This window comes from Microvenator marinus (assembly GCF_007993755.1).
Taxonomy (GTDB): domain Bacteria; phylum Myxococcota_A; class Bradymonadia; order Bradymonadales; family Bradymonadaceae; genus Allomicrovenator; species Allomicrovenator marinus.
Genome location: NZ_CP042467.1, coordinates 4,662,726 through 4,682,470, shown reverse-complemented (window position 1 = coordinate 4,682,470; position 19,745 = coordinate 4,662,726). Strand labels below are relative to the sequence as shown.

General features: G+C 58.0%; 14 protein-coding genes and 1 CRISPR repeat array (1 of these 15 only partly in view). Of the genes, 7 read left to right on the top strand and 7 right to left on the bottom strand.

Annotated features, from left to right (window positions below):
* Positions 1-89 precede the first annotated feature (89 nt).
* From FRD01_RS19240 to FRD01_RS19220, 5 genes are all read right to left on the bottom strand, one after another.
* Entirely contained in the window at positions 90-1,796 is a 1,707-nt protein-coding gene (locus FRD01_RS19240) for a caspase family protein (RefSeq protein ID WP_146962562.1), read from the bottom strand.
* Positions 1,793-2,611, bottom strand: a complete 819-nt coding sequence (locus FRD01_RS19235) for a hypothetical protein (protein ID WP_146962561.1) — start codon at positions 2,609-2,611, stop codon at positions 1,793-1,795. The genes FRD01_RS19240 and FRD01_RS19235 overlap by 4 nt, the downstream gene beginning before the upstream one ends.
* Positions 2,599-3,300: an RNA polymerase sigma factor gene (locus tag FRD01_RS19230; protein ID WP_146962560.1), complete on the bottom strand. Its 702-nt coding sequence runs from the start codon at positions 3,298-3,300 to the stop codon at positions 2,599-2,601. The genes FRD01_RS19235 and FRD01_RS19230 overlap by 13 nt, the downstream gene beginning before the upstream one ends.
* A gap of 74 nt (positions 3,301-3,374) precedes the next feature.
* Positions 3,375-5,006 carry a glycosyltransferase family protein gene (locus tag FRD01_RS19225; RefSeq protein ID WP_146962559.1) on the bottom strand — a complete coding sequence of 544 codons (1,632 nt, stop codon included), beginning with the start codon at positions 5,004-5,006 and terminating at the stop codon, positions 3,375-3,377.
* A gap of 47 nt (positions 5,007-5,053) precedes the next feature.
* On the bottom strand, positions 5,054-6,349 hold the full coding sequence (locus tag FRD01_RS19220) for a DUF2135 domain-containing protein (RefSeq protein WP_146962558.1): 1,296 nt from the start codon (positions 6,347-6,349) through the stop codon (positions 5,054-5,056).
* Between the two features lie 243 nt (positions 6,350-6,592).
* On the opposite strand from FRD01_RS19220, the gene FRD01_RS19215 reads away from it, so the two are divergent.
* Genes FRD01_RS19215 through FRD01_RS19205 form a run of 3 tightly spaced genes read left to right on the top strand, consistent with a single transcriptional unit; the run spans position 6,593 to position 11,156 of the window.
* Complete coding sequence (locus FRD01_RS19215; RefSeq protein WP_146962557.1) at positions 6,593-7,780, top strand: hypothetical protein; 1,188 nt, start codon at positions 6,593-6,595, stop codon at positions 7,778-7,780.
* Between the two features lie 36 nt (positions 7,781-7,816).
* Positions 7,817-9,442 carry a hypothetical protein gene (locus tag FRD01_RS19210; RefSeq protein ID WP_146962556.1) on the top strand — a complete coding sequence of 542 codons (1,626 nt, stop codon included), beginning with the start codon at positions 7,817-7,819 and terminating at the stop codon, positions 9,440-9,442.
* 40 nt (positions 9,443-9,482) lie between these two features.
* On the top strand, positions 9,483-11,156 hold the full coding sequence (locus tag FRD01_RS19205) for a potassium/proton antiporter (protein WP_146962555.1): 1,674 nt from the start codon (positions 9,483-9,485) through the stop codon (positions 11,154-11,156).
* On the opposite strand, the gene FRD01_RS19200 is transcribed toward FRD01_RS19205, so the two are convergent.
* Positions 11,153-12,073 (bottom strand): helix-turn-helix transcriptional regulator, encoded by a 921-nt coding sequence (locus tag FRD01_RS19200; RefSeq protein WP_146962554.1) that lies wholly within the window; start codon positions 12,071-12,073, stop codon positions 11,153-11,155. The two genes, FRD01_RS19205 and FRD01_RS19200, sit on opposite strands and share 4 nt — an antisense overlap.
* Positions 12,074-12,261: 188 nt before the next feature.
* Positions 12,262-12,738, bottom strand: coding sequence for a hypothetical protein (locus FRD01_RS19195; RefSeq protein WP_146962553.1), 477 nt, complete (start codon positions 12,736-12,738; stop codon positions 12,262-12,264).
* A gap of 132 nt (positions 12,739-12,870) precedes the next feature.
* On the opposite strand from FRD01_RS19195, the gene FRD01_RS19190 reads away from it, so the two are divergent.
* The 4 genes from FRD01_RS19190 to cas2 all read left to right on the top strand — a co-directional run bounded on the left by FRD01_RS19190 (position 12,871) and on the right by cas2 (position 19,302).
* On the top strand, positions 12,871-14,253 hold the full coding sequence (locus FRD01_RS19190; protein WP_146962552.1) for a caspase family protein: 1,383 nt from the start codon (positions 12,871-12,873) through the stop codon (positions 14,251-14,253).
* A 56-nt stretch (positions 14,254-14,309) separates the two neighbouring features.
* The gene (locus FRD01_RS19185) at positions 14,310-16,970 is read left to right on the top strand and encodes an FG-GAP-like repeat-containing protein (RefSeq protein WP_146962551.1); all 2,661 of its coding nucleotides are present in this window, start codon (positions 14,310-14,312) and stop codon (positions 16,968-16,970) included.
* A gap of 401 nt (positions 16,971-17,371) precedes the next feature.
* Complete coding sequence (gene cas4g/cas1g, locus FRD01_RS19180; RefSeq protein WP_146962550.1) at positions 17,372-19,003, top strand: CRISPR-associated endonuclease Cas4g/Cas1g; 1,632 nt, start codon at positions 17,372-17,374, stop codon at positions 19,001-19,003.
* The gene (cas2, locus tag FRD01_RS19175; protein WP_249755756.1) at positions 19,003-19,302 is read left to right on the top strand and encodes a CRISPR-associated endonuclease Cas2; all 300 of its coding nucleotides are present in this window, start codon (positions 19,003-19,005) and stop codon (positions 19,300-19,302) included. The genes cas4g/cas1g and cas2 overlap by 1 nt, the downstream gene beginning before the upstream one ends.
* A 190-nt stretch (positions 19,303-19,492) precedes the next feature.
* Positions 19,493-19,745: a CRISPR direct-repeat array (repeat unit 36 nt; unit sequence CCCTCCGCATCCGCATGGATGCGGCCCCATTGAAGC) (it continues 7,878 nt past the right edge of the window).

The window sequence follows — 19,745 nt, the reverse complement described above, 5'->3', positions numbered from 1 at the left end:
AATGCGTTAGCGAACCGTGCCCATGTGGCCGCAATTCGCGCGTGCCTTTAACACCAATACTAAGCGTATACAAGCGAAATTAGACAGCGCTACCAGCGAATGCCGAGGCCAGCGAATAGAGATGCATCTAGATTCTCGGTGGTTTCGTCTCGGCTAGTTGTGGTCACAACGTTTAGCCCGTAGCCGAGAAGAGCAAACGGCGCAAAGGACTCAGAAACTCTCCAGCCGAGGTTCAGATGACCAGCCACTCGGAGCCCAAGGGGGTCCGAACTCAGTTCGGGCTGATCGCGCACCACAAACTGAGGGCCGATCCGGCCGGCAAGTCCGAGCGAGAAATCCCCGAACATGGCTCGCCAACCGCCCTCGAATCCGAGCGCCGCGCGATGCCCAAAATTGGACCCGTCTGTGGAGAGCCCGTACTCGGTGAAACCCGCCAGACGCCAGCCTGCCTCATGTGTGCCGCCAACACTCAGGCTGAGTTGGTGCTCAAAGCCTGGCGCATCGAGGATGGCCGAACCGAGGGCATAGTGCACGTTCAACTCGGTATTCCAAGCCGACTCGGACCGGAGCTGAACGCTACTAGAGGTCGAGGCCTCGCGTCCCGCGCTAAAACCAGCCACAAATGCCGGCCCAAACGGCGTGGCAAAGAGCTGCTCTCTAAACGCTTCGCCCACCGCCGAGCGCGCCTGATTTGGGGCGACTTCCCATGTGAGCTGGGCGAGCGTTGTACTCTCAGAAGTGTTGAGTCGCGCCAATTTGGTGCGAGTTCGCGCGTAATACGTTCCGGGACTCAAGAGCCGAAGCTCGCCTGCAAGCCCAGGGCCCGGGTTGACGTCGGCGTATCGAACCCCGCGAGAATCCTCGATCCAGAGGCGTTCGCCCGGCGCATCCAAGGCCAGGCGGCCACCGCTGAATTTATCCAGATTTGCCAACGCTGTATTGCGGTCCTGCTTAGGCGCCTCCACAAAGACTTTGATCTTGGCTTTCGGATTGGTCACCGCAGCGTTCGCAGCCACCAAATAAGCCTCCAACTCCTGATAGGTCACGCGCGAGTCACCGTCCGCATCTGCGGCTCCGAGGAGCCCAGATCGCAGTTGGTGACTGAATACACCAGCTCCAAACTCGCTCCATTCATGGACTTCCTGTGCTCCTGCCGTGCTCAAGATCAGGCCCACAGTCGGCATATTGGAGGTGGCCTTTCCGTCGCGCAAAAACGCCTGAAGCTCGGAATCGAGCGTTCGCCCAGACCGATCGTCTTCCCAACCTCCGCGAGATTTCACCATAAAGTAGGCGTGGCAGGCGTCGATGATCACGTGCGTAAAGCTCGCGTCCAGCGGGCGGATCACATCCCTCATGAGCTCCGAGCGCTCGAGCTTTCCGTCCGCCATGGACAGATAGCCCTCGCCATTGGAGTCCACGTTGCCGTGGCCCGTGAAGACCAGATAGACCTCAGAGCGAATACCTGCCTCTTTATCGGCGGCGATCTTTTCAGCCAGGCTCTTTACTTGAGCTTTGACGTTCTTCAACGTGGGCGGCGTGGTATGCGCCACGACCTTTGGAAAGGTGCGCTGAGACTCCGCGTCGAGCGTAGTCAGAAGGTGCGCCTCATCCGCATAATCACTAAAGATTTCGAAAAATCGTGCGCCGTCGTCGTCGGCGTACCTGAGCGGCTCCACGTTCTCGTCCACGCTCCCGTTATTGGCTACGATCAGAGCGTAGGTTCGTGTCTCAGCCGAGGCATTCACGCAAAGGGTCAAAGCGGCGGCTCCCACCAAGGTGGCAAGTAACTTTCTCATTCGGCCTCCACTTTCAATTCTGCCACAGACACCCGGGCTCGGTCCAATCTTGGGGTATGCCCCTGCTGCAACGCGCCGAGCTGGGCCTTGGCCCACGACTCAAGCTCGCCCATTTCCATCTCTCGCTCAGCGAAGACACCCATCACAAAAATGGTGCCTGCCTTATGATTCACACCGAGTTTGATGGATTCGCCGACCGGAACAGGCGTTTGTGGGGCTCGCTCTACTTTCAACGAACCCGGTGCCGCTGGACTTGGTCCATACCAATAGAGCTCGCCGGATTCGTGTACCCCTAAGAAATGCCCGTACTTCAGACGCGCATCGTCCGATGTGTAGGCGAGTTTGAGCTCGTCTGAGAGCAGACACGGGCCCTGGTCGGGGGTGATGAACTGGATCTCATCGGCGATGGCTCGGGCGCAAAATGGGAGGACCCGCGTTTGGCCGTATTCTTCGGCTGGAACGTGAATCCCACGAGCTTGGAAGCCGTCATCGGCCTGGAAAACTCCGGAGTTTAGACCCCAGACCAGTGCACCACCAGCAATGAGAGCGCCGGCTACGAGCGCGAGCTGTGGGACCCAGGATTTCTTAGCGGGAGGAGCTTCTTCGGCAAGCATCTCGTCCAGCGCACCTAAGAATAGGGCTTCGGTGGCGGCTTCCTCGAACTCCGAGACGTCATGTTTACCAAGGCGCGCGGCGAGCGCGAGGGAGTCGTAATATGCCTTGGAATCTTGGCCAAGCGCACGCCTGCCCTGCCCCGCTTCTTCCGGGTCCGTAAAGGTGGCCTCGAGCCATTGGCGGTCGCTCATTTCAGCCACGAGAACACCATGAGGGATTGCAGGAGTTCGCTCGGGTCCATGTCCGAGATAAATCCGCTCGCTTTGAGATGTCTGAGGAGTCTTTCGCGAATGCCTTTGAGACGGCGCCGGAGCTCGTTGCGGTCCACGCCGAGTGCCTCGGCCATGTCGCGCTGCGAGAGTTCTCCGAGCAGGTGCTCGTCCACAATTTGGCGTTCAACTCCATCAAGCGTCTCCAAAAACGCAGCCAGAACCTCTCTGAGCTGCGTACGAATCGTTTCTTCCTCGGGCGTCAGTGCCGGCTCGTTGCCGTGCATTCTGGACGCCGCATCTTCTGGGCTTTCGCCCTCTCCGACCAGTCGCCCCATAGGGACGAAGAGCCGCTTTTCTACGACCTCGCGCCGAAATCCGTCGATCACGAGGTTCTTGGAGATGGTGATCAAGAAGGGCCTGAAGGGCCGCTTTCCGTCATAGGCTTCGCGCGATTGCTGGCGGAAAGCTCGAATGAACGTATCTTGCACCATCTCCTGGAGTTGGTGAGGTGCCGAGAACCCGGAAAACCTCACAAACTCTGTGCCGCTGCGAAACGAGAACCCTCGTCGCAGAAGCTCCGAGACCGCCGCGACATGTGCGCGGTAGAGCTCGGTCAGGACTTCCTTGTCGCCTTCTTTAAAGCGCTTCAGAAGTTGCGGGTTGTCCTTAATCTCCATTCGGTATCCGTATCACAGACGTCCCGCAAAAGGTTCTACGGACGACCGATGATTTTGGGTAGATTTTTTGTCGCTCAGGGCTGGGTTGACGGGAGATACGCCTCGACGGCAGGTCGAGCCGACGGATTCTGCAGCCAGTCTTCACGGGTGAGATAGAACTCCATACTCTCGCGAATCACGGCCTTGAGGGCAGGGTCTGGAGGCGGCGGAATCTTGCCAATGAGCAGCGTTTCCACAAAAGCCTTATGTAGCTCCGCAGCCACCACATCATTTTCAAGCCGAGCCTCCATCCCGATTTCAGCCGCAGCCAAAGGCCCTTTGGTCTCCCGGTAAATCACCAGCACGTACCAAGGGATATCTCTTTCTCGCCGAAAATGTGGCAAGCCCCGCTCCACCACGTCGAGCGCGGCTTTCCAGTCCTGATTGCCCAGATGATGAAACGCGATATGCCGATAGGACCTGTCCAGCGTAGGCTCAAACTCGATCACAGGCTCCCAGAGCGTGACCGCATTCTCCCAGCGGCGCACCTGATTTGCGCTCAAGAGCGTGTAGACCAGCACCAGTCCCGCCATAATCGGCACCAGGCGCCTGCCAATACGCGGCATCGAGAGCGCACCACCGAGGAAAATCATCACGCCTAACGTGGGCATGTAGAGGTAGGTATCGGCAGCCAAACGCGGCAAGAAAACCAGATTCGAATACGGCACATAAGATGCCAATCCTAGCCCCAGGCCAAAGGCGGCAAACCTGCTCCACGCCTGATTCTTGCGCCAGAGAAGTGCAAAGCCGCCCACCAAAAGTACGCCGATAAAAAGGCCTGGAAGCCCACGAACGAGCGTCTCGTCGCCGTGGTAGAAGTAGCTCGGGTGCAATTCCACGGGGAACGCGATGTTCAGCGCCGAGAATTCAAGTGCACGCCCGATTCTAAAGAGGACTTCGGACACGCCTCCCATCATTGGAGCTTTGCGTTCCGCCACGCCCGCGTGCGTGGAGCTGGCCCAGTAGACGTAGGGCAGAGAGACCGCGCCAAGTGCGCAGAGCGCCGCGAACCACTTCTTAAGTGTGGAAGTAATCTGAGGCTGAGTTAGAAGCGCCGCAAACCCCAGAATGAAAGGCAGAATCGCGCCATCGGGCCTTGAGCCGATAGCTAAGACGTAGAGGAGTACTAGGAACGGCAAGGCTTTGAGCAGTCCGAATTTTGGGAGCCGAAACTGAAGGTTCAGCGCCGCCAAAATAGCCATATTGGAGAGGAGATTTTTGGTGTTTGTGAGCCAGGCCACACTCTCGACGAGCACCGGATGGAGCGCCCACACGGCCGCGATGAGTATGGGTAGTGCAGGCCTGAGGTCTGCCTCCTCGCGACTGAGCGCGGAGCGTAGCGCGCGGACGAGCGCGAAGACCAAAGCGGTGTTGATGAGATGAAAGCCAACGTGCAGCCCGTGCAAAATCCCATAGTAGCCGTGCTCACCAAAGATAGCGCGCAACGCCGCGTAGAGTGCAGTTGGGATGGGGATCGGGTAGCCGATATTGGGGTTTAAGAGGCGTTCCGTCCACGTACTCCCCCACCAGTCCAGAATCTCGGGCCGCCAGACCACGAAGTTCGTGTCGTCCCAGGTTGGAAGGTGGCCATACCCAAGCGTGGGCAGGTAGATGAGGACAATCGCCAGGAGGAGAAGGCCGAGCTGTGTGATGGGGCGGTTTAACACCGCTGAAAGATACGCCGGAAAGTCAGGAATTGTCTACGGCGGGGACTTTAGTTCGCGCAGAAGTCGGCGGTGCTCATCTCGACATCAGCGCCGTAGTAGTACTCGAGAAGCTCTGGCGCTGCCCAACCGAAGTTTGCAAGACATGCTTGGCCGTTTTGTGAGGCGGTGCCGCGGTTGTGCGGGTTGCGGGTGCATGGGTTTGTGACCCAGCCCTGGTCTGACATCTCGATATCACAGTCGAACTTGCCGTAGTTGTAGGTGACGAGACCCTCGGTCCCTACGCCATTGGAGCCGCCGGTTCCTTTGCACGAGTTGACGGGATCCGCGGCGTTCGGGCTCGGTGGCACGTTACCAGCCACGTAGAACGGGGCGATGATATGTCCGCGCCATCGAGGGTGCTGGCCGGTGGTTGCGCGTGCCGCGGCGTAGTGCTCGGGGCCTGCGCCATTCGGGCGGTATGAACATCGGTAGACCTGGTCTGCTTCGGAGTTTTGAAGCACGGTTTTGCCCTCGATCTTCGTCTTGTAGTAGGCGAATCCGCGCGCCATGATTGCGGCAGCTTTCAAGGCTTCTGGGGGTGCGTTGCCGTTCTCGCAGGCGATGACGTTCGGGATGTAGTCGTTCTCAAGGTCCACTTCGCCGTAGCCTGCAACGTTGACGGTGCACGGGGCGTCCATCATGGCGACGTCGAAGGTGATTTCCTGAGATTCCTCGCCAGCTTGTGCGCCAAGGTTCAAGGTGAAGGTCTCGGTCTGGCCTTCGTAAATGACTTCTACGGTGGCGGTCGCGGCTTCTTGGCCGTCGTAGTTCACTGCGAAGACGCGGTATTCTCCGCCCGGTGCAAATGCGTTGTAGCGGATGATTTCGCGGCGCTCGGTGCCTGGCTCGCAACGGTCAGCGATGCATGCATCCTGAGCGAACCTTGCGCCGTCACGGGTTTCTCGGTTGCGGTAGTAGACTTCTTCGCCGTTTGGCTGAATCAGGTGGAGGTCGAGGTCAGTGTTCGCCTCCCAGGTCATGGACACGACGAGCACAGACTCCGTCTCACAAACGCCAGAGACACACGCCATTCCGCCGCCGCATTCGCCCATGTGTTGGCAGGCTGTGCCTGCCGGAGCCGCCGACGTGGTGCCGTCCTGCGTGCCACCTTGGGTGCCGCCGTTTCCAGGCTGCTGCGTTCCGTTTTGCCCAGGCTGCCCAAAATTATCAGCGGGGCCGCCATGCTGGTTCGGGTCGAACTCGCCGGCATTGGCTGGAGTCATGAGCGCTGGAGCCTTACAATCATTTCCTAGTCCGAAGGTTGTGGCGATGAAGATGAGTGCTAAGTAGGTTTGGCGGTTCATGTCGGCTCCTATGCTGGCGTCGGTTCTACTTAGAGCAGATTGCGTGCCAAGCCGGCGAATGTGGACCAATCGGCGCGCAACACACCGGAACACAATGACTTACACACACCTACATCAACCTTCTCGCGCGAAACTGGACCGGTGACCAAGAACCCCACGGGTAGAGTTGACCGGGGTCTGATGTACCCATCGGGATACGTAGATCTGCTTGAATGCGCGCGATTGTTCGGACATACTCAACGAATGAAAATCGCAATGCTAATGGGACTGATTCTGGTTTTGGGAGGCGCAAGTTCGTGTGCCGGCGACGAGTGTACGACCTCGGAAGACTGCGCCGAATTCGGCGAGGCCTGTGTGGATTCCGGGGGACTGCTCTTTGGTGGCAAATCGTGCGTGAACTTGAGCGTCAAGGTTACTCCGGAACCCGATATGGCGGCCGAGACGGATGCAGCGCCTGACCAATCTCTACCTGATATGCCGCCCGAAATCGTGGACATGGCCCCTGATATGGCAGACCTCCAAGATATGGAGATTGACGCCGACATGCCAGTGGCGGAACCCATTGACCCGTCGGACTTTCTGACCTGTACAGACAATCCGCAACCGGCACGATGTACTGAGGATGCCCAGACTTTTGAGTGGGGTTCTGCATCCTACGTGACACACTTTGAACTCATCGACGATAACTCGTGTTGTTTCGACTTTGACGGTGATTCCAATCTCGACAATGGCTTCCAAGAGATAGCGTTCGGGGTCAATGAATCCATCAACGCCGCGATAGACCGAGGCACGTGGGTGATGGGGTTTGAACACGATGGGTTGGTGACAGATGCTACGGCTTACAGACTCAATGTCTGGCAATCGCGCCTCGCCCGAAATGAAGCCATGCGGCTTCCGAATATTGAGATCGCTCAAGCTGCGTTGGACGAAGGGACTCATCCCCTCTCTTACTTTCCGATTGTGCACGTGAACGGGAACCAATTGACGGCTGAGGACGGCGCGTTCGACCTAGTACTTTTGCTGGATGAGGTAGAGCTCAAGTTGCGCGCCGAGAGCGCCAGGCTTGACGGCGAACTGCTCAATCCGGGTGAACTTGAGTCGGGTGTGGACGCGAAGTTGAAGATCGGCGGCTTGGTCTCCGCCGAGAGCGTCGCCGAGGCGTTTTCTGAGTACGTGGCCACCGATTGCGCATGTCTGGGGCTCGAAGGCCCGTGGGTGACATGGAACCAACAATCCTCGATCTACGTATGTGAAGGGTCCGAAACCAACTCCTGTGACACGGACTCCTCTTGCAATAATCTTCCACCATGTCCCCTCTTCAACACGGTCTTCAAGCCTGATATTGACCAACTCGTCGATGGACAGGAAGCTCATTTCTCGTTCGGACTCCTGCTAGACCTGAGTGGAGCGCGTATCGTCGGCGTGGAATGAATTGAATCTCCTTCCTGATTTTGCGAGAATCTCGTTATGAAAAACATTATTTATATCACCGCGCTTTGGACCATTCTGCTGGCGTCATCGTGTGTGGAAGACGAATGCGCGACCGCGAAGGAATGTGGACCAAACCAGACTTGTGTAGAGTCCGGCGGAGTGCTTTTCGGCGGTAAGATCTGCGCCGATATTGACGGCACGGTCTCGGGCGAAGACATGGGGCCAACGGATATGTCCGGGGATATGGAGACGCCCGACCCCGACATGAGTACGCCGGATATGAGCACTCCAGACATGCCTGTGGTGGACATGAGCACACCGGACTTCAACGATATGGACGTGCCGGACTCTGGCGAGGACATGAACAACGATATGGCCACGCCAGATATGGAAGCGGATATGCCGTGTGTTCCGGATGCGCCTCAGGACATCTGCGAAATGCGTGGACTGAATTGTGGGACTTTAGACATCACTGATAATTGCGGGGAGACGCGTCCAATTGATTGCGGTGTGTGCGCGAACGGGGAAACATGCGGCGGCGGCGATCCGGGCATAGCCAATGTGTGCGGCTGTACACCCGAGACGAACGCAGAATTCTGCGCACGTAACGGCAAAGATTGTGGCACGTACAGCGGCACAGATAATTGTGGCAATGCGCGTGTCGTGTCGAATTGTGGTTCGTGCTCAGGTGGCGAAGTTTGTGGCCAGAGCACTGCCAACGTATGCGGATGCCCATGCAATATCGGCGGCACGTGCTATGCCGATGGTGCCGTCAATCCTGCCAACGAATGTCAGGCCTGCCGACCTGGCTTATCCACCACAAGCTGGAGCAATCGCGTAAGTGGAACCTCGTGCGATGACGGTAACCTCTGCACCGAAAACGATACGTGTAGCGCGGGAGTGTGCGGTGGTGACGCGAAGACGTGCACGAGCTCTAATCAGTGCCGTACGTCGTCGTGTAATCCCTCTACGGGCGCGTGCGTTGAGTCCAATCGCTCCAACGGAAGTTCGTGTAACGATGGAAACGCATGTACTCAGGCGGACACATGTCAATCGGGCACGTGTGTTGGCGCAAACCCGGTTACGTGCTCGGACCCTGGCGAATGCCGCACTGCCGCATGTAACCCGAGCACTGGGGCTTGTGTGACCAGCAATGAACAGAGCGGCACCTCCTGTTCGGACGGAAACCCATGCACGTTGAATGACACCTGCAACAGCAGCGGCTCCTGTGTTTCCGGCGCGCCGCGCGTTTGCCCTCAGGGTGACCAATGTCAGACCGGAGTTTGCAATACCTCTACGGGGCAGTGCGGCGTACAGAACGACCCGAACGGCTCGCCGTGTAATGACGGAAACGCCTGTACACAGTCGGATACTTGCCAGAGTGGTTCGTGTGTAGGAGCAAATCCGGTCCTATGTTCGGATCCCGGCCAGTGTAGGTCGGCGGCGTGCAATCCGAGCACCGGTGCATGTGTAACGAGCAATGACGACAACGGCACGCCTTGTAGCGACGGTCAGTTCTGTACGGTGAACGACTCATGTACTAACGGGTCGTGCACGGGATCGCCAAGAAGTTGCGACATCCAGGGCGTCTTCTGCGCGAGAGTCTGCAACGAGTCGATCAATCAATGTGTAAAGGCAGACCCTCAGTGCGTTGAGCCCTAGCACGTAGTACAAGTGCCTTCGCGTCTAGAGAGAGTCATCCTTGTTCATCATAGACTTTGTGCTCCTCCTGGTTGGGGTCCTGCTTTTTTTCGGAATTTGGTCCTCGAAGATTTCCACCAAAGTCGGCGTGCCGGGCCTCGTGCTTTTCCTGCTCATCGGCATGTTGGCTGGCTCAGACGGCATCGGCGGCATCAAGTTCGACGACTTCAAGATGGCCCACGCCGTTGGCACGGTGGCACTAGCCGTCATCCTCTTTGACGGCGGTCTGAGAACAGGACTCGACTCCGTCAAACTCGCCTGGAAACCCGCAGGAATGCTCGCGACCGCTGGCGTGCTAGGCACCGCCGGTATCACAGGCGCCTTTGCCGCCTGGCTCATGGACTGGCCCATCCTCTACGGACTCCTGCTCGGCAGCATCATTTCCTCCACCGATGCTGCCGCTGTTTTTGGCATTCTAAAAGGCCAAGGATTGCGGCTCAGACCGCGACTTGGGTCCACGCTTGAGCTCGAGAGCGGCTCCAACGACCCGATGGCCATCTTCCTCACGATTGGCTGCATCGAAATCATCCGAGCGGGCGCGCCAGACTGGGGTTCACTCGCCCTTCTCTTCGTGTCTCAGATGGGTGTAGGCGCGCTCGTAGGGGTAGGCATGGGCAAGGCAGGCGCGCGTTTCATCAACCGCGTCAACCTCGACGCAGCAGGGCTCTACCCAGTGCTCGCCGGCGCGATAGGCTTGCTCTCGTTCGGACTCGCCGCAAATCTGGGCGGTAGCGGATTCCTCGCCATCTATCTGACGGGAATCGTGGTGGGCAACAAAGACGTGGTCTTCCGGCGAGGTATCTATCTCTTCCATGATGGCGTGGCGTGGACCGGCCAAATCGTGATGTTCACCTTGCTAGGGTTGCTGGTTTTCCCGTCCACCATGTTGGGGATGACGGCGCCAGGCTTAGCGATCGCGGCTGTCTTGATCCTCGTAGCCAGGCCGATTTCGGTCTTTGCCACTCTGGGGTTCTTCGGCTTCAAGTTCCGGGAGTTGGTCCTTCTTTCTTGGACGGGGCTCAAGGGCGCCGTCCCCATTATGCTAGCCACCTTCCCACTCATGTTCGAGGTCGAACACGGCCGCGAGATCTTCAATCTAGTCTTCTTCGTGGTGCTCGTCTCAGCCATGACTCAGGGTTGGTCTTTGCCTTCGGTGGCCAAGGCTCTGGGGCTGAACGAATCCATGCGTCCAGAACCTCATGCCACCCTGGAGATCAGCGCGCTACAACACGTCAACGCCGAGATCGTAGAGTACTTCATCAGCAAGGATTCGCCGGCTGCGGGCCGAAAACTATCCGAGTTGGCTCTGCCACAGGAATGCCTCGTGGCCCTGATTGCGCGGGAAAAACACGCGATTGCGCCAAAGGGAAGCTCAGTCTTGGAGGTGGGCGACTATGCGTTTGTGGTGCAGGACCGAGGCGTCAGGCCTTATATGGACCGCCTCTTTGCGGGGGCGAGCGCGGAAGACGCAATCTTACCAGCGGATTTGCCCATTGTATTTGGGCGCCATGTTCGCGTTGAGGCTCTCAAGACGTTCTACTCATTGGAGATCCCAACTGAAGAAGGCAAAAGCCTCGGCGAAATCGTTGATGCTGGATTTGAGCGCATCGGGGACTGGAAGTTGTCCGCCGTGGACGATGTCTCCGTCCTCGTAAAATGGGCTGGGAAAATCTAGCGCTTCAAGGGCCGAAGCTCCTCTGGATGATTCCTCAAGTATTCGAGCAAGGCTCGGCGACGACGATGGTTTGTGTAGTCCTCGGCGAGTAGGCCCTTGGCTCCGCTTTTTTCCACGCGTTCGTAGATTGCGCGCCACATTTGTTTGATCGCGTCTCGCGAAACCGAAAGTTCCGAGGCAATTTCGATATCTGACTCGCCGCGTAACGCTATCTCCAGCACTCGCTGCTGTCCTGGCGTAAATCCAATCTCAGGTGGAGGTGTTCGAAACGCGAACGAGACCGTGGAGCCCGGCGGCTCAGAGAGCGCCTGCGCGCGTGTTAGCCCCATCAAGCGCCCGTGCAAATTCACGCCGGCTCGCTCAAACTCCCCAAAATCAAAACATACCCGCATGCCTCCAGAGCCCAAGAATGCGGCCTCTTCGTCAAGGAACGCCTCCTGCCAGAGTGCAAGCAGATCGTAGCCCTCGGTGCTTTCGCGGAACCCAGTATGAGCAACGGTCAGCACTTCTTCGAAGTCCGAAGATTCCGGGGCTGCCGCGCGTTGGGCGTAATGGAGCACAAAGAGATAAAGACCTGCATCCCAGTTGGCGGCTGCAATCTCTTGGCGACTCATCACCACGGAATTTCCCGCCAGCTCTCGCTCATAAATCTGAGCCGCCAAGAAGGCCTGCGGCGCCTCCAGATACGATTCGACGAAGTCGTGTTTCAAGAACACAGTCATCCCGAAGCCCTCGAGAAACTCCCCGCCCGCGTCGCGCCGCGTAATCACGCGCGATGAGGCGATTTCTTCGTCTAGCCAGCGCCTCCAAAGCTCGACCACAGACGTGCGGTCCACCTCCGCAAAAACAAAGGGCGGAACCAGTTTGACCATTTCAACCAGGTCTCTTGGGTCTGTGCTGCGAATAGAGAGGGACATTGAGAAAACGCCGCAAAGTCAAATACTACCCTACTAGGGGACTTGTGTTTACCGCTTATGTCAAGGAGAGTTATGAGTCCGCTGACCCACTTCGATGCCGCCCCATGAGGGCCAAGTTTGCACGACTTAGGGGAGGTGGAATGCGGGCGTCGCCACTGGCGACGCCCCTTCTTTTTCTTGCGGCCCGACTAGTTCGGTGCAAGGGCCCTGCAACCTACACTCAAATCGAAGACATGATTCAAGGTGGCGCCATCCTGAGCGCACTCACACGCGCCGTTGACCCACGCACCACCGGTATTCCAGCAGAGATTCTCGATGGCCGTCATGTCGCCCTGAACGCAACCATCCACGGGATCAAAGACGTGGTAGAGCGTTGCGCCATCTTGAGCGCATTCACACACGCCAGATTCCCACGCCCCGCCCGTGTTCCAGCACAATTCTTCGGCCGAGGTTGGGGCACCACATCCGGTCTCGGGGTCAAAGACGTGGTTCCACGACTGACCGTCTTGAACACAATCACACGCGCCATCTACCCACGCACCCGACGTGTCCCAACACAAGGTCTCTGCGTCCGACGGCTCCGGCTCAGGGTCCGGCGTAGTGTCGTTCTTAGGTCCACATCCAACAATCAAAAGCGAGAGCGCCAACAATCCAATAATTTTCATCTTTTCCTCCATTTGTGGCGCCTTCCTACAGCAACTCAAAAACAATTTCCTCTGAAAAAAACGAAAAAAATCTGAATATTCTCTGCCATTTTGAAGTACGCGTGTGTGACTGAATATACCGAGGCGAATTCCATGAACCCAACTCAATTCAAAACCCCAATCTTAGGCACACTTCTGCTCCTGGCGGCCTGCGGCACAAATCCACAGCGTGGCACGACCTTGGAGACGCGCACTGGCACGCTACAATGGCCGGATGTTGCGGCCGGAGCGAGTCTTGAGGAGAGCTCGCGGGATGTCGCGGTGCTGGTGGCCATCGAGGACTACACCTTCTTGCCAGATGTCCCGGGCGCTGTGCAGAACGCCGAAGACTGGAAGACCTTTCTCAAGTCGAACCTCGGCATCAACCAAATCTACACGCTCTACAATCAGGACGCCTCACGCGAGGAAGTCCTCAAGTTCGCGCAAAGGGCCGCTCAACAAGCAGGGCCGGGCTCGCGCGTATGGTTCGTGTTCGTAGGACACGGCGCACCTTCGGCAGCCGGCGAGGGCCTCTTGGTGGGCATGGACGCCCAACAAACGCCGGACTCCTTAAACACACGAAGTGCCCCACAAAACGAGATTACCGCCGCGCTCGCCGCCTCCAACGCAGAGGTTGTGATGGTGCTCGACGCGTGTTTTAGTGGTCGCGACTCAAGCGGCGCACAGCTCGCCAAAGGCACACAACCCGTGGTGCCGGTGGTAGCAGCCAGCGTTGCTGCGAACGTGACGGTACTCTCCGCCGCACAAGCGACTGAATTTGCGGGCGCCCTGCCCAACGCTGAGCGCCCTGCGTTTAGCTATCTTCTGCTCGGGGCCATGCGCGGCTGGGCGGATGACGGTGACGGCGCGCTGAGCGCAAACGAAGCCATCGCCTGGACCCGTGACCAGCTCCGGCACGTACCGGGCCGCACTCAAACGCCCACGCTCGCGGGAAAACCACAGCTCGTTCTCACGCGGGGCGCACGCGAAGCCGATCCAGGAATCTCAGAGCTCATGCGCGGAAACCCACTTGTGACCGAGCAAGACGACGCGCGCCACGACTCGGGAAAGGGCGTCTCGCTGGTTCTGCCGCCCGGCTGGTACTTGCACAGCTCGGTGCCCGCTGATTATTGGGAGGAGTCGCTGACCACCACCGCCGAATTCTACGACGCGAACTCGGACTCCAAAATCAACATGCACGTGATGCGCTACGGTGCGGACAAGTTCGTGGCCAATGTGAACGTGATGAACGATTCGATGGGGGCCCAGGGAGGCACCATGATCCAGCAGCAAGCCTTGGAGCTTGCCGACGGCCGAAGCGCCCTCTACCAACGCTGGAGAATGCCGACGCCGGACGGTGATGTGCGCTCCGCCGTCGCCTTCTACGTCAAACACGGAGACGATATGTGGATTCTCTTGTCTTCGACGGACCTCGAGCGCGCCGATTGGCTTCTGAGGGTGAATCGCGAAGTCTGGGGCTCTTTGTTGTTCTACTAGGCGATTCTGGCTATACTTCCACGTAGCGCGAATCCTACCTTTACGTGGAAAACCAGATGACTCGTCACGGCTTCAGATTTCTTCTCTGTCTCGCCATTTTTTCTCAGGCCTGCAGCGGTTGTGAAGACCAGACCGGCACCACGCCGGATGGTTCGGACTTCGGAATGGATGCTGGGCAAGATATGCCCACGGACCTTCCGGTTCCCGACTCTGGTACGGACCAAGACCAACCTGACTCAGACCAGACAGATATGGGAGCGGACGCAGAACCAGACGCCGAGACCTGTGAATCCGCGTGCGGCAGTGATTGCTGTGAAGCCACCGAAGAGTGCGTGCAAGACGCCTGTTTGCCCATCTGCGAAGGCACCCGTTGCGGCGCCTCCGACGAGCTCTGCTGCGAGGGTGCCGACGTCTGTATTTTTGACGCGTGCCTTGCGCCCGGACAAGAGTGCCAGTCCTCATTCGAGTGCCCAGATGGCGAGTATTGCGAGCCGACTCTGGCGGCCTGCATCCCAAAAGACGCCATCAATGTGGTCTGCGAATACCGGCCACCGGTCGGCGTGTTCACACCTTCGCCCGAGCAACATTTCCCCGGCATCGAGCGAAATGGCAACTTCTATAGCGGCTCATTGACCGCTCCGACTGTGGCCGATGTGGATGGCGACGGCATGCCGGAGGTTGTGGTTCAACTGTATCGCGGAAGTCTCTCGGGCGCTATGTTGGTGGTCTTGAACGGTGAGGACTTCTCGCTAGTGGCCGCGGGAGCCGTGGAGGAGCTCATCCCCAATACCTCAGGGCTCGCCGTGGGTAACGTAGACACGAGCACACCCGAGCTTGAGATTGTGGGGACGGCCGTGGAAGGCGGAATCGCGCTCTACCGCGTCAATCCTGCCGATCAGACCATCACGCGAATCTGGCATAATAACGAAGGTGCGCTCGGAAACTTCGACTACGAGGGCGCCCCTACCCTTGCGGACCTGGACGGCGACGGCGTGCCTGAAATCATCGCGGGCTTCTCCGTGCTAGACGCAAACGGCGCGATTTGGAACGGGTTGAACGGTGGCCCAGCCGGCGCGCAGAACTCTGGAAGCGGCATGACTGTGGCCGTAGACATTGACCGCGTGGCCGACGACCAGGGTAATTTCCACCCTGAGATCGTGGCCGGAAACCGAGTGATGAAGCTCGACGGCACCATGCTCTGGGACCAATCCGCGAATTTTGGAGACGGCTACCCAGCCGTGGCAGACCTTGATGGCGACGGCCTCCCGGAGATTGCGGCGGTGGGCCAGGGCTCGTTGCGCGTGTTCAGCCATGACGGCACGCTAGTGTTCGGTCCGATCGACCTGCCGGGCGGAGGACAAGGCGGACCACCGACCATCGCGGATTTTGATGGCGACGGGCAGCGCGAGATCTCAGCGGCCGGCCGCGGCCAGTATACCGTGTTTGACCCCGCGTGTACGGGCGACACCCCGGACCCAACCTTGTGCCCAGGCGGTGGGCAAGGCGAAGGCATCCTGTGGACAGTGACGGTTCAGGACATCTCGAGCTCCCGCACAGGCTCGTCTGTGTTCGACTTTGACGGCGATGGCAGGGCCGAGGTGGTCTACAACGACGAATGCTTCCTGCGCGTGTTTGACGGCATCACAGGCGCCGTCCTCTTTGAGACGGCGAACAGCACGCGCACAGGCGCCGAGATGCCCATCGTGGTGGACGTAGACGCGGACTTCAATGCCGAGATCGTGGTGGTGGGCAATAATGACCAGATCGCGCGCGATAACTGCGAGACCAACTTCCCGAACTATCCCGTGGGCGGAACCGCCGGCGTCTTCGTCTTCGGTGACGCCAATGACAACTGGGTCTCCACTCGCCGCGTCTGGAACCAGCACCCATTCCACATCACAAATATCCAGGACAACGGCACGGTGCCTGCCGCACCCATCCTCCACTACCAAAACCCTGTCACGAACTCCTTCCGCCTGAACGTCCAACCTGACGGCGTGTTCAACGCACCAGACCTGACCATCTCGGGCGTAGAAATCCGAAACCCGACGTGCGGCGAGTCGGTCACGGTGGAGATTGCGGTGACAGTGACAAACGCAGGCTCGTTGGGCGTGGGCGCCGGAACCCCCGTCTCCGTCACGGCCACTAACGGCCAGGGCGAGTCCGTAGACGTAGCCGACGTGACCACCTCAGCGGCCCTACTTCCGTCGCAATCCGAGACCATCCTCATCACGTGGACCGTACCCGCAGGCTGGGATGCCGCCGACTTCACCATCGACGGCGTAGTAGACCCCGACGGCACCATCAACGAGTGCGACGACGCGAATAACAGCGGCTCAGGCGCCACCAGCGCAGGCGGCCTGACCTTCGACGACCTCAAAATCACGAACCTCGACGTGGACGACGTCACCTGCTCAATTGGCACAGTGACCATCACTTTCGCCATCCAGAACGACGGCGCGATGCCGGTCCCTCAAGACCTGCCTATCGTGGTGGAGGCGCTGCGTGGCGCCACGGTCATCCCCATCGAGACGGTACGCACAAGCGCGGCCCTACAACCAGGCGGCACCGAGTCCTTCACCGTCACGTGGTCCACCCCAGCCTCACTCATAGCTTCATCTTACGACGTGCGCGTCTCGATCGACCCGAACGGCGAGGTCACGGCGTGTTCTACGGACTCCCAGACTGAGCCGGGCCAGTGTTTACCGCTGCAGTAGACGTCAAGAATCGCACCTGATTTACAAGAAAATGCACGTGCGGCACGCTAGATGCCAATCCTTCTGTTTCAATGAAGGACGTGTGGTACTCCCTTTACATACCCTTGCGACATTGCCTGCCGGCCTGGCGCCCTAGCAGTCCTACGGTCATTACGATAAGGGCGCATGCCGTCTTAAGATTAAAGTTTCGGGAACCAAAGCTCTTGCAGGTCAAGAGGACCTCCGAGGTGTTGGTAGTCCAACACATTCCTGGGCTAACAGCTCGTGAATTCAGAATTCGTGTGCATAAAACCCACGTCGAAGTACTTGATGACATAGTCATCACGCCAATGGTCTTGTACACTCTCAAGCGTCGGCAACGGCGCATTTCTTTGACAAGTGAATAGGATAAGGAGGCTTCAATGGAGCTCATTCCGGTGCGCAATGTGAACACCTTCGTTTTCTGCCCAAGACTTCTTTGGTTGGAGCACGTTGGTGGGGACTTCGTGGACAATGAACATACGCTGGAGGGCCATTTTGTGCACCGGAGGGTGGATAAACCAGGTGGTAAGCTCAATGCACCCAATGAAGAGGACGAGCCGTGGCACACGCGCTCACTCTGGCTCTCCGACGACGACCTCGGAATCACGGGCAAGATTGATCTGGTGGACGCAGAGGAAGACGGGTCGTGTTTTCCAGTGGACACCAAGAAGGGAAGCCCGAAGGACAAGTCTGAACTTTGGCCTGCCGATCGAGTCCAGCTCGTACTTCAAGCACTGCTCATGCGCGCCCAAGGGATGCGTGTTGAAAAGGTCGCGGCCTACTACAATGCAGTCCGTAGGCGAGTCGTTGTGGAACTTACCACTGAGATGATTTCGGAAGCCTTGGACGCATTGGCGGACGCACGAAAAGTCTTCGAGATGGAGCCTCCACCTCCTCTCGAAGACTCGCCGCAATGCCGTGGTTGCTCACTAAATCAGATTTGTTTGCCGGACGAGGTCAACGCCCTAACTTTGGGGGAGGACACGAAAATCAAGCGCGTTTTGGCGCCCCAGACGGACTCTCTTCCTCTCTACGTTGTAGGCGGCGGGACGCGAGTGGGAGTCTCGAAGAATACGTTGATCATCACACCACGCGACGCTGAAGAGGACATTCGAAAGGTTGGCCTGGATATGGTCAGCGAGTTGAACCTGCTTGGCGGAGTACAGTTTACAACACAGACACTCCAGTACTGCCTCGGCAGAGACATTCCGGTCTCATTCTTCACCACTGGTGGTTGGTACTACGGGTCTACGTTCTCAACCATGAGCAGAAACGTTGGGGTTAGAATTTCTCAATACGAGCATCACGACAAAGAGCTTTCCCTAAGAGTTGCGCAACAGCTGATTTCCGACAAAGTTCATAATTGTCGAGTGCTGCTGCGCCGAAACGCGACCAACGAGTCTGACACTCTGAAACGTTTGAAGATGCTGAGACGGGAGGCCGAAAAGGCAGATTCTAAGGGGAGTCTTTTGGGGTACGAAGGTGATGCCGCGCGGCGATATTGGAGTGACTTCTCGGACATGGTTGCCGAGGTTGATGACGCGTTTGAGATGAAAGGCCGGAACCGCCGTCCACCTAAAGACGCGACCAATGCGTTGCTTTCGCTTGGTTATGCGTTGCTGACAAAGGACTGTACACGGGCACTCCTCAACGTGGGTCTAGACCCCTACTTGGGAATGTACCACACGACGCATCACGGAAGGCCCAGCCTCTCACTAGACCTGATGGAGCCATTCCGACCACTGATTGTGGATTCTACGGTGCTGCAGGTCATCAAGAGACGGGAGATTCAGGCGGACGATGTGGTTCGCACTGGACAAGGGGTGATGCTCAAAGACCGGGCGCGGAAGACATTCATCGGTGCCTACGAGCGAAGAATGGCAGACGCCATAACGCATCCGGTTTTCGAATATCGAATCGACTACCGGCGGGTCTTGGCAGTTCAGGCCAGACTTCTCTCACGATTCCTAACGGGGGAGATTCCGACACTCCCTGCATTCAGGACCAGATGATGAGAATTGGAATCAACCGAATCATCATCACGTATGATATCTGCGACGACTCTAGGCGAACGGATATCTTTGAGTGCCTTAAAGGCTTCGGCGAGCACATTCAGTATTCCGTGTTTTGCGTGGAGTTGAATGAAATCTCCATGACTAGACTCCAAGCCAAGCTGGCCGAGTTGATTCAACATGACGAAGACCAGGTCCTCTTCTTTGACTTGGGCCCAGTTCAGGGGCGCGGCTCAAACGCTGTTACGGCTATTGGTAAGCCTTTCAAAGCAGGAACACGACGTGCTTTTGTGCTATGATGCGAGCGTCGAAGTGGCGCTCAAACACCCGGTCGCACTCGCAATTCGTGATTTTTAGGTTATTGCTCGTTTTCCTTCCAAACATGGAGCCATTTTGTCGTTTCGAATTCCAAACTCTGCTCAGAATTCCCTAGGTCCTCGTGGACACACCCCGCATCCATTGTTAGAGTGCGGTGTTGCGAGCATCGCCCCCTCCGCATCCGCATGGATGCGGCCCCATTGAAGCCAAAAGATCGCCTACCGACTGATGAAGGTCGACCCGCCCCCTCCGCATCCGCATGGATGCGGCCCCATTGAAGCTGTGAATCAACTCGGAACACAGGTCGGTTGTCGACCCCTCCGCATCCGCATGGATGCGGCCCCATTGAAGCCTATTACTAGATTGCTGGGTTGTTTCGCGTGCGCGCGCCCTCCGCATCCGCATGGATGCGGCCCCATTGAAG

Excerpts from the sequence above, each read along its gene's own strand:
- FRD01_RS19240 (WP_146962562.1), bottom strand. The coding sequence starts at position 1,796 with ATGAGAAAGTTACTTGCCACCTTGGTGGGAGCCGCCGCTTTGACCCTT.
- FRD01_RS19230 (WP_146962560.1), bottom strand. The coding sequence starts at position 3,300 with ATGGAGATTAAGGACAACCCGCAACTTCTGAAGCGCTTTAAAGAAGGC.
- FRD01_RS19220 (WP_146962558.1), bottom strand. The coding sequence starts at position 6,349 with ATGAACCGCCAAACCTACTTAGCACTCATCTTCATCGCCACAACCTTC.
- FRD01_RS19215 (WP_146962557.1), top strand. The coding sequence starts at position 6,593 with ATGAAAATCGCAATGCTAATGGGACTGATTCTGGTTTTGGGAGGCGCA.
- FRD01_RS19210 (WP_146962556.1), top strand. The coding sequence starts at position 7,817 with ATGAAAAACATTATTTATATCACCGCGCTTTGGACCATTCTGCTGGCG.
- FRD01_RS19200 (WP_146962554.1), bottom strand. The coding sequence starts at position 12,073 with ATGTCCCTCTCTATTCGCAGCACAGACCCAAGAGACCTGGTTGAAATG.
- FRD01_RS19195 (WP_146962553.1), bottom strand. The coding sequence starts at position 12,738 with ATGAAAATTATTGGATTGTTGGCGCTCTCGCTTTTGATTGTTGGATGT.
- FRD01_RS19190 (WP_146962552.1), top strand. The coding sequence starts at position 12,871 with ATGAACCCAACTCAATTCAAAACCCCAATCTTAGGCACACTTCTGCTC.
- FRD01_RS19185 (WP_146962551.1), top strand. The coding sequence starts at position 14,310 with ATGACTCGTCACGGCTTCAGATTTCTTCTCTGTCTCGCCATTTTTTCT.
- cas4g/cas1g (WP_146962550.1), top strand. The coding sequence starts at position 17,372 with ATGGAGCTCATTCCGGTGCGCAATGTGAACACCTTCGTTTTCTGCCCA.
- cas2 (WP_249755756.1), top strand. The coding sequence starts at position 19,003 with ATGAGAATTGGAATCAACCGAATCATCATCACGTATGATATCTGCGAC.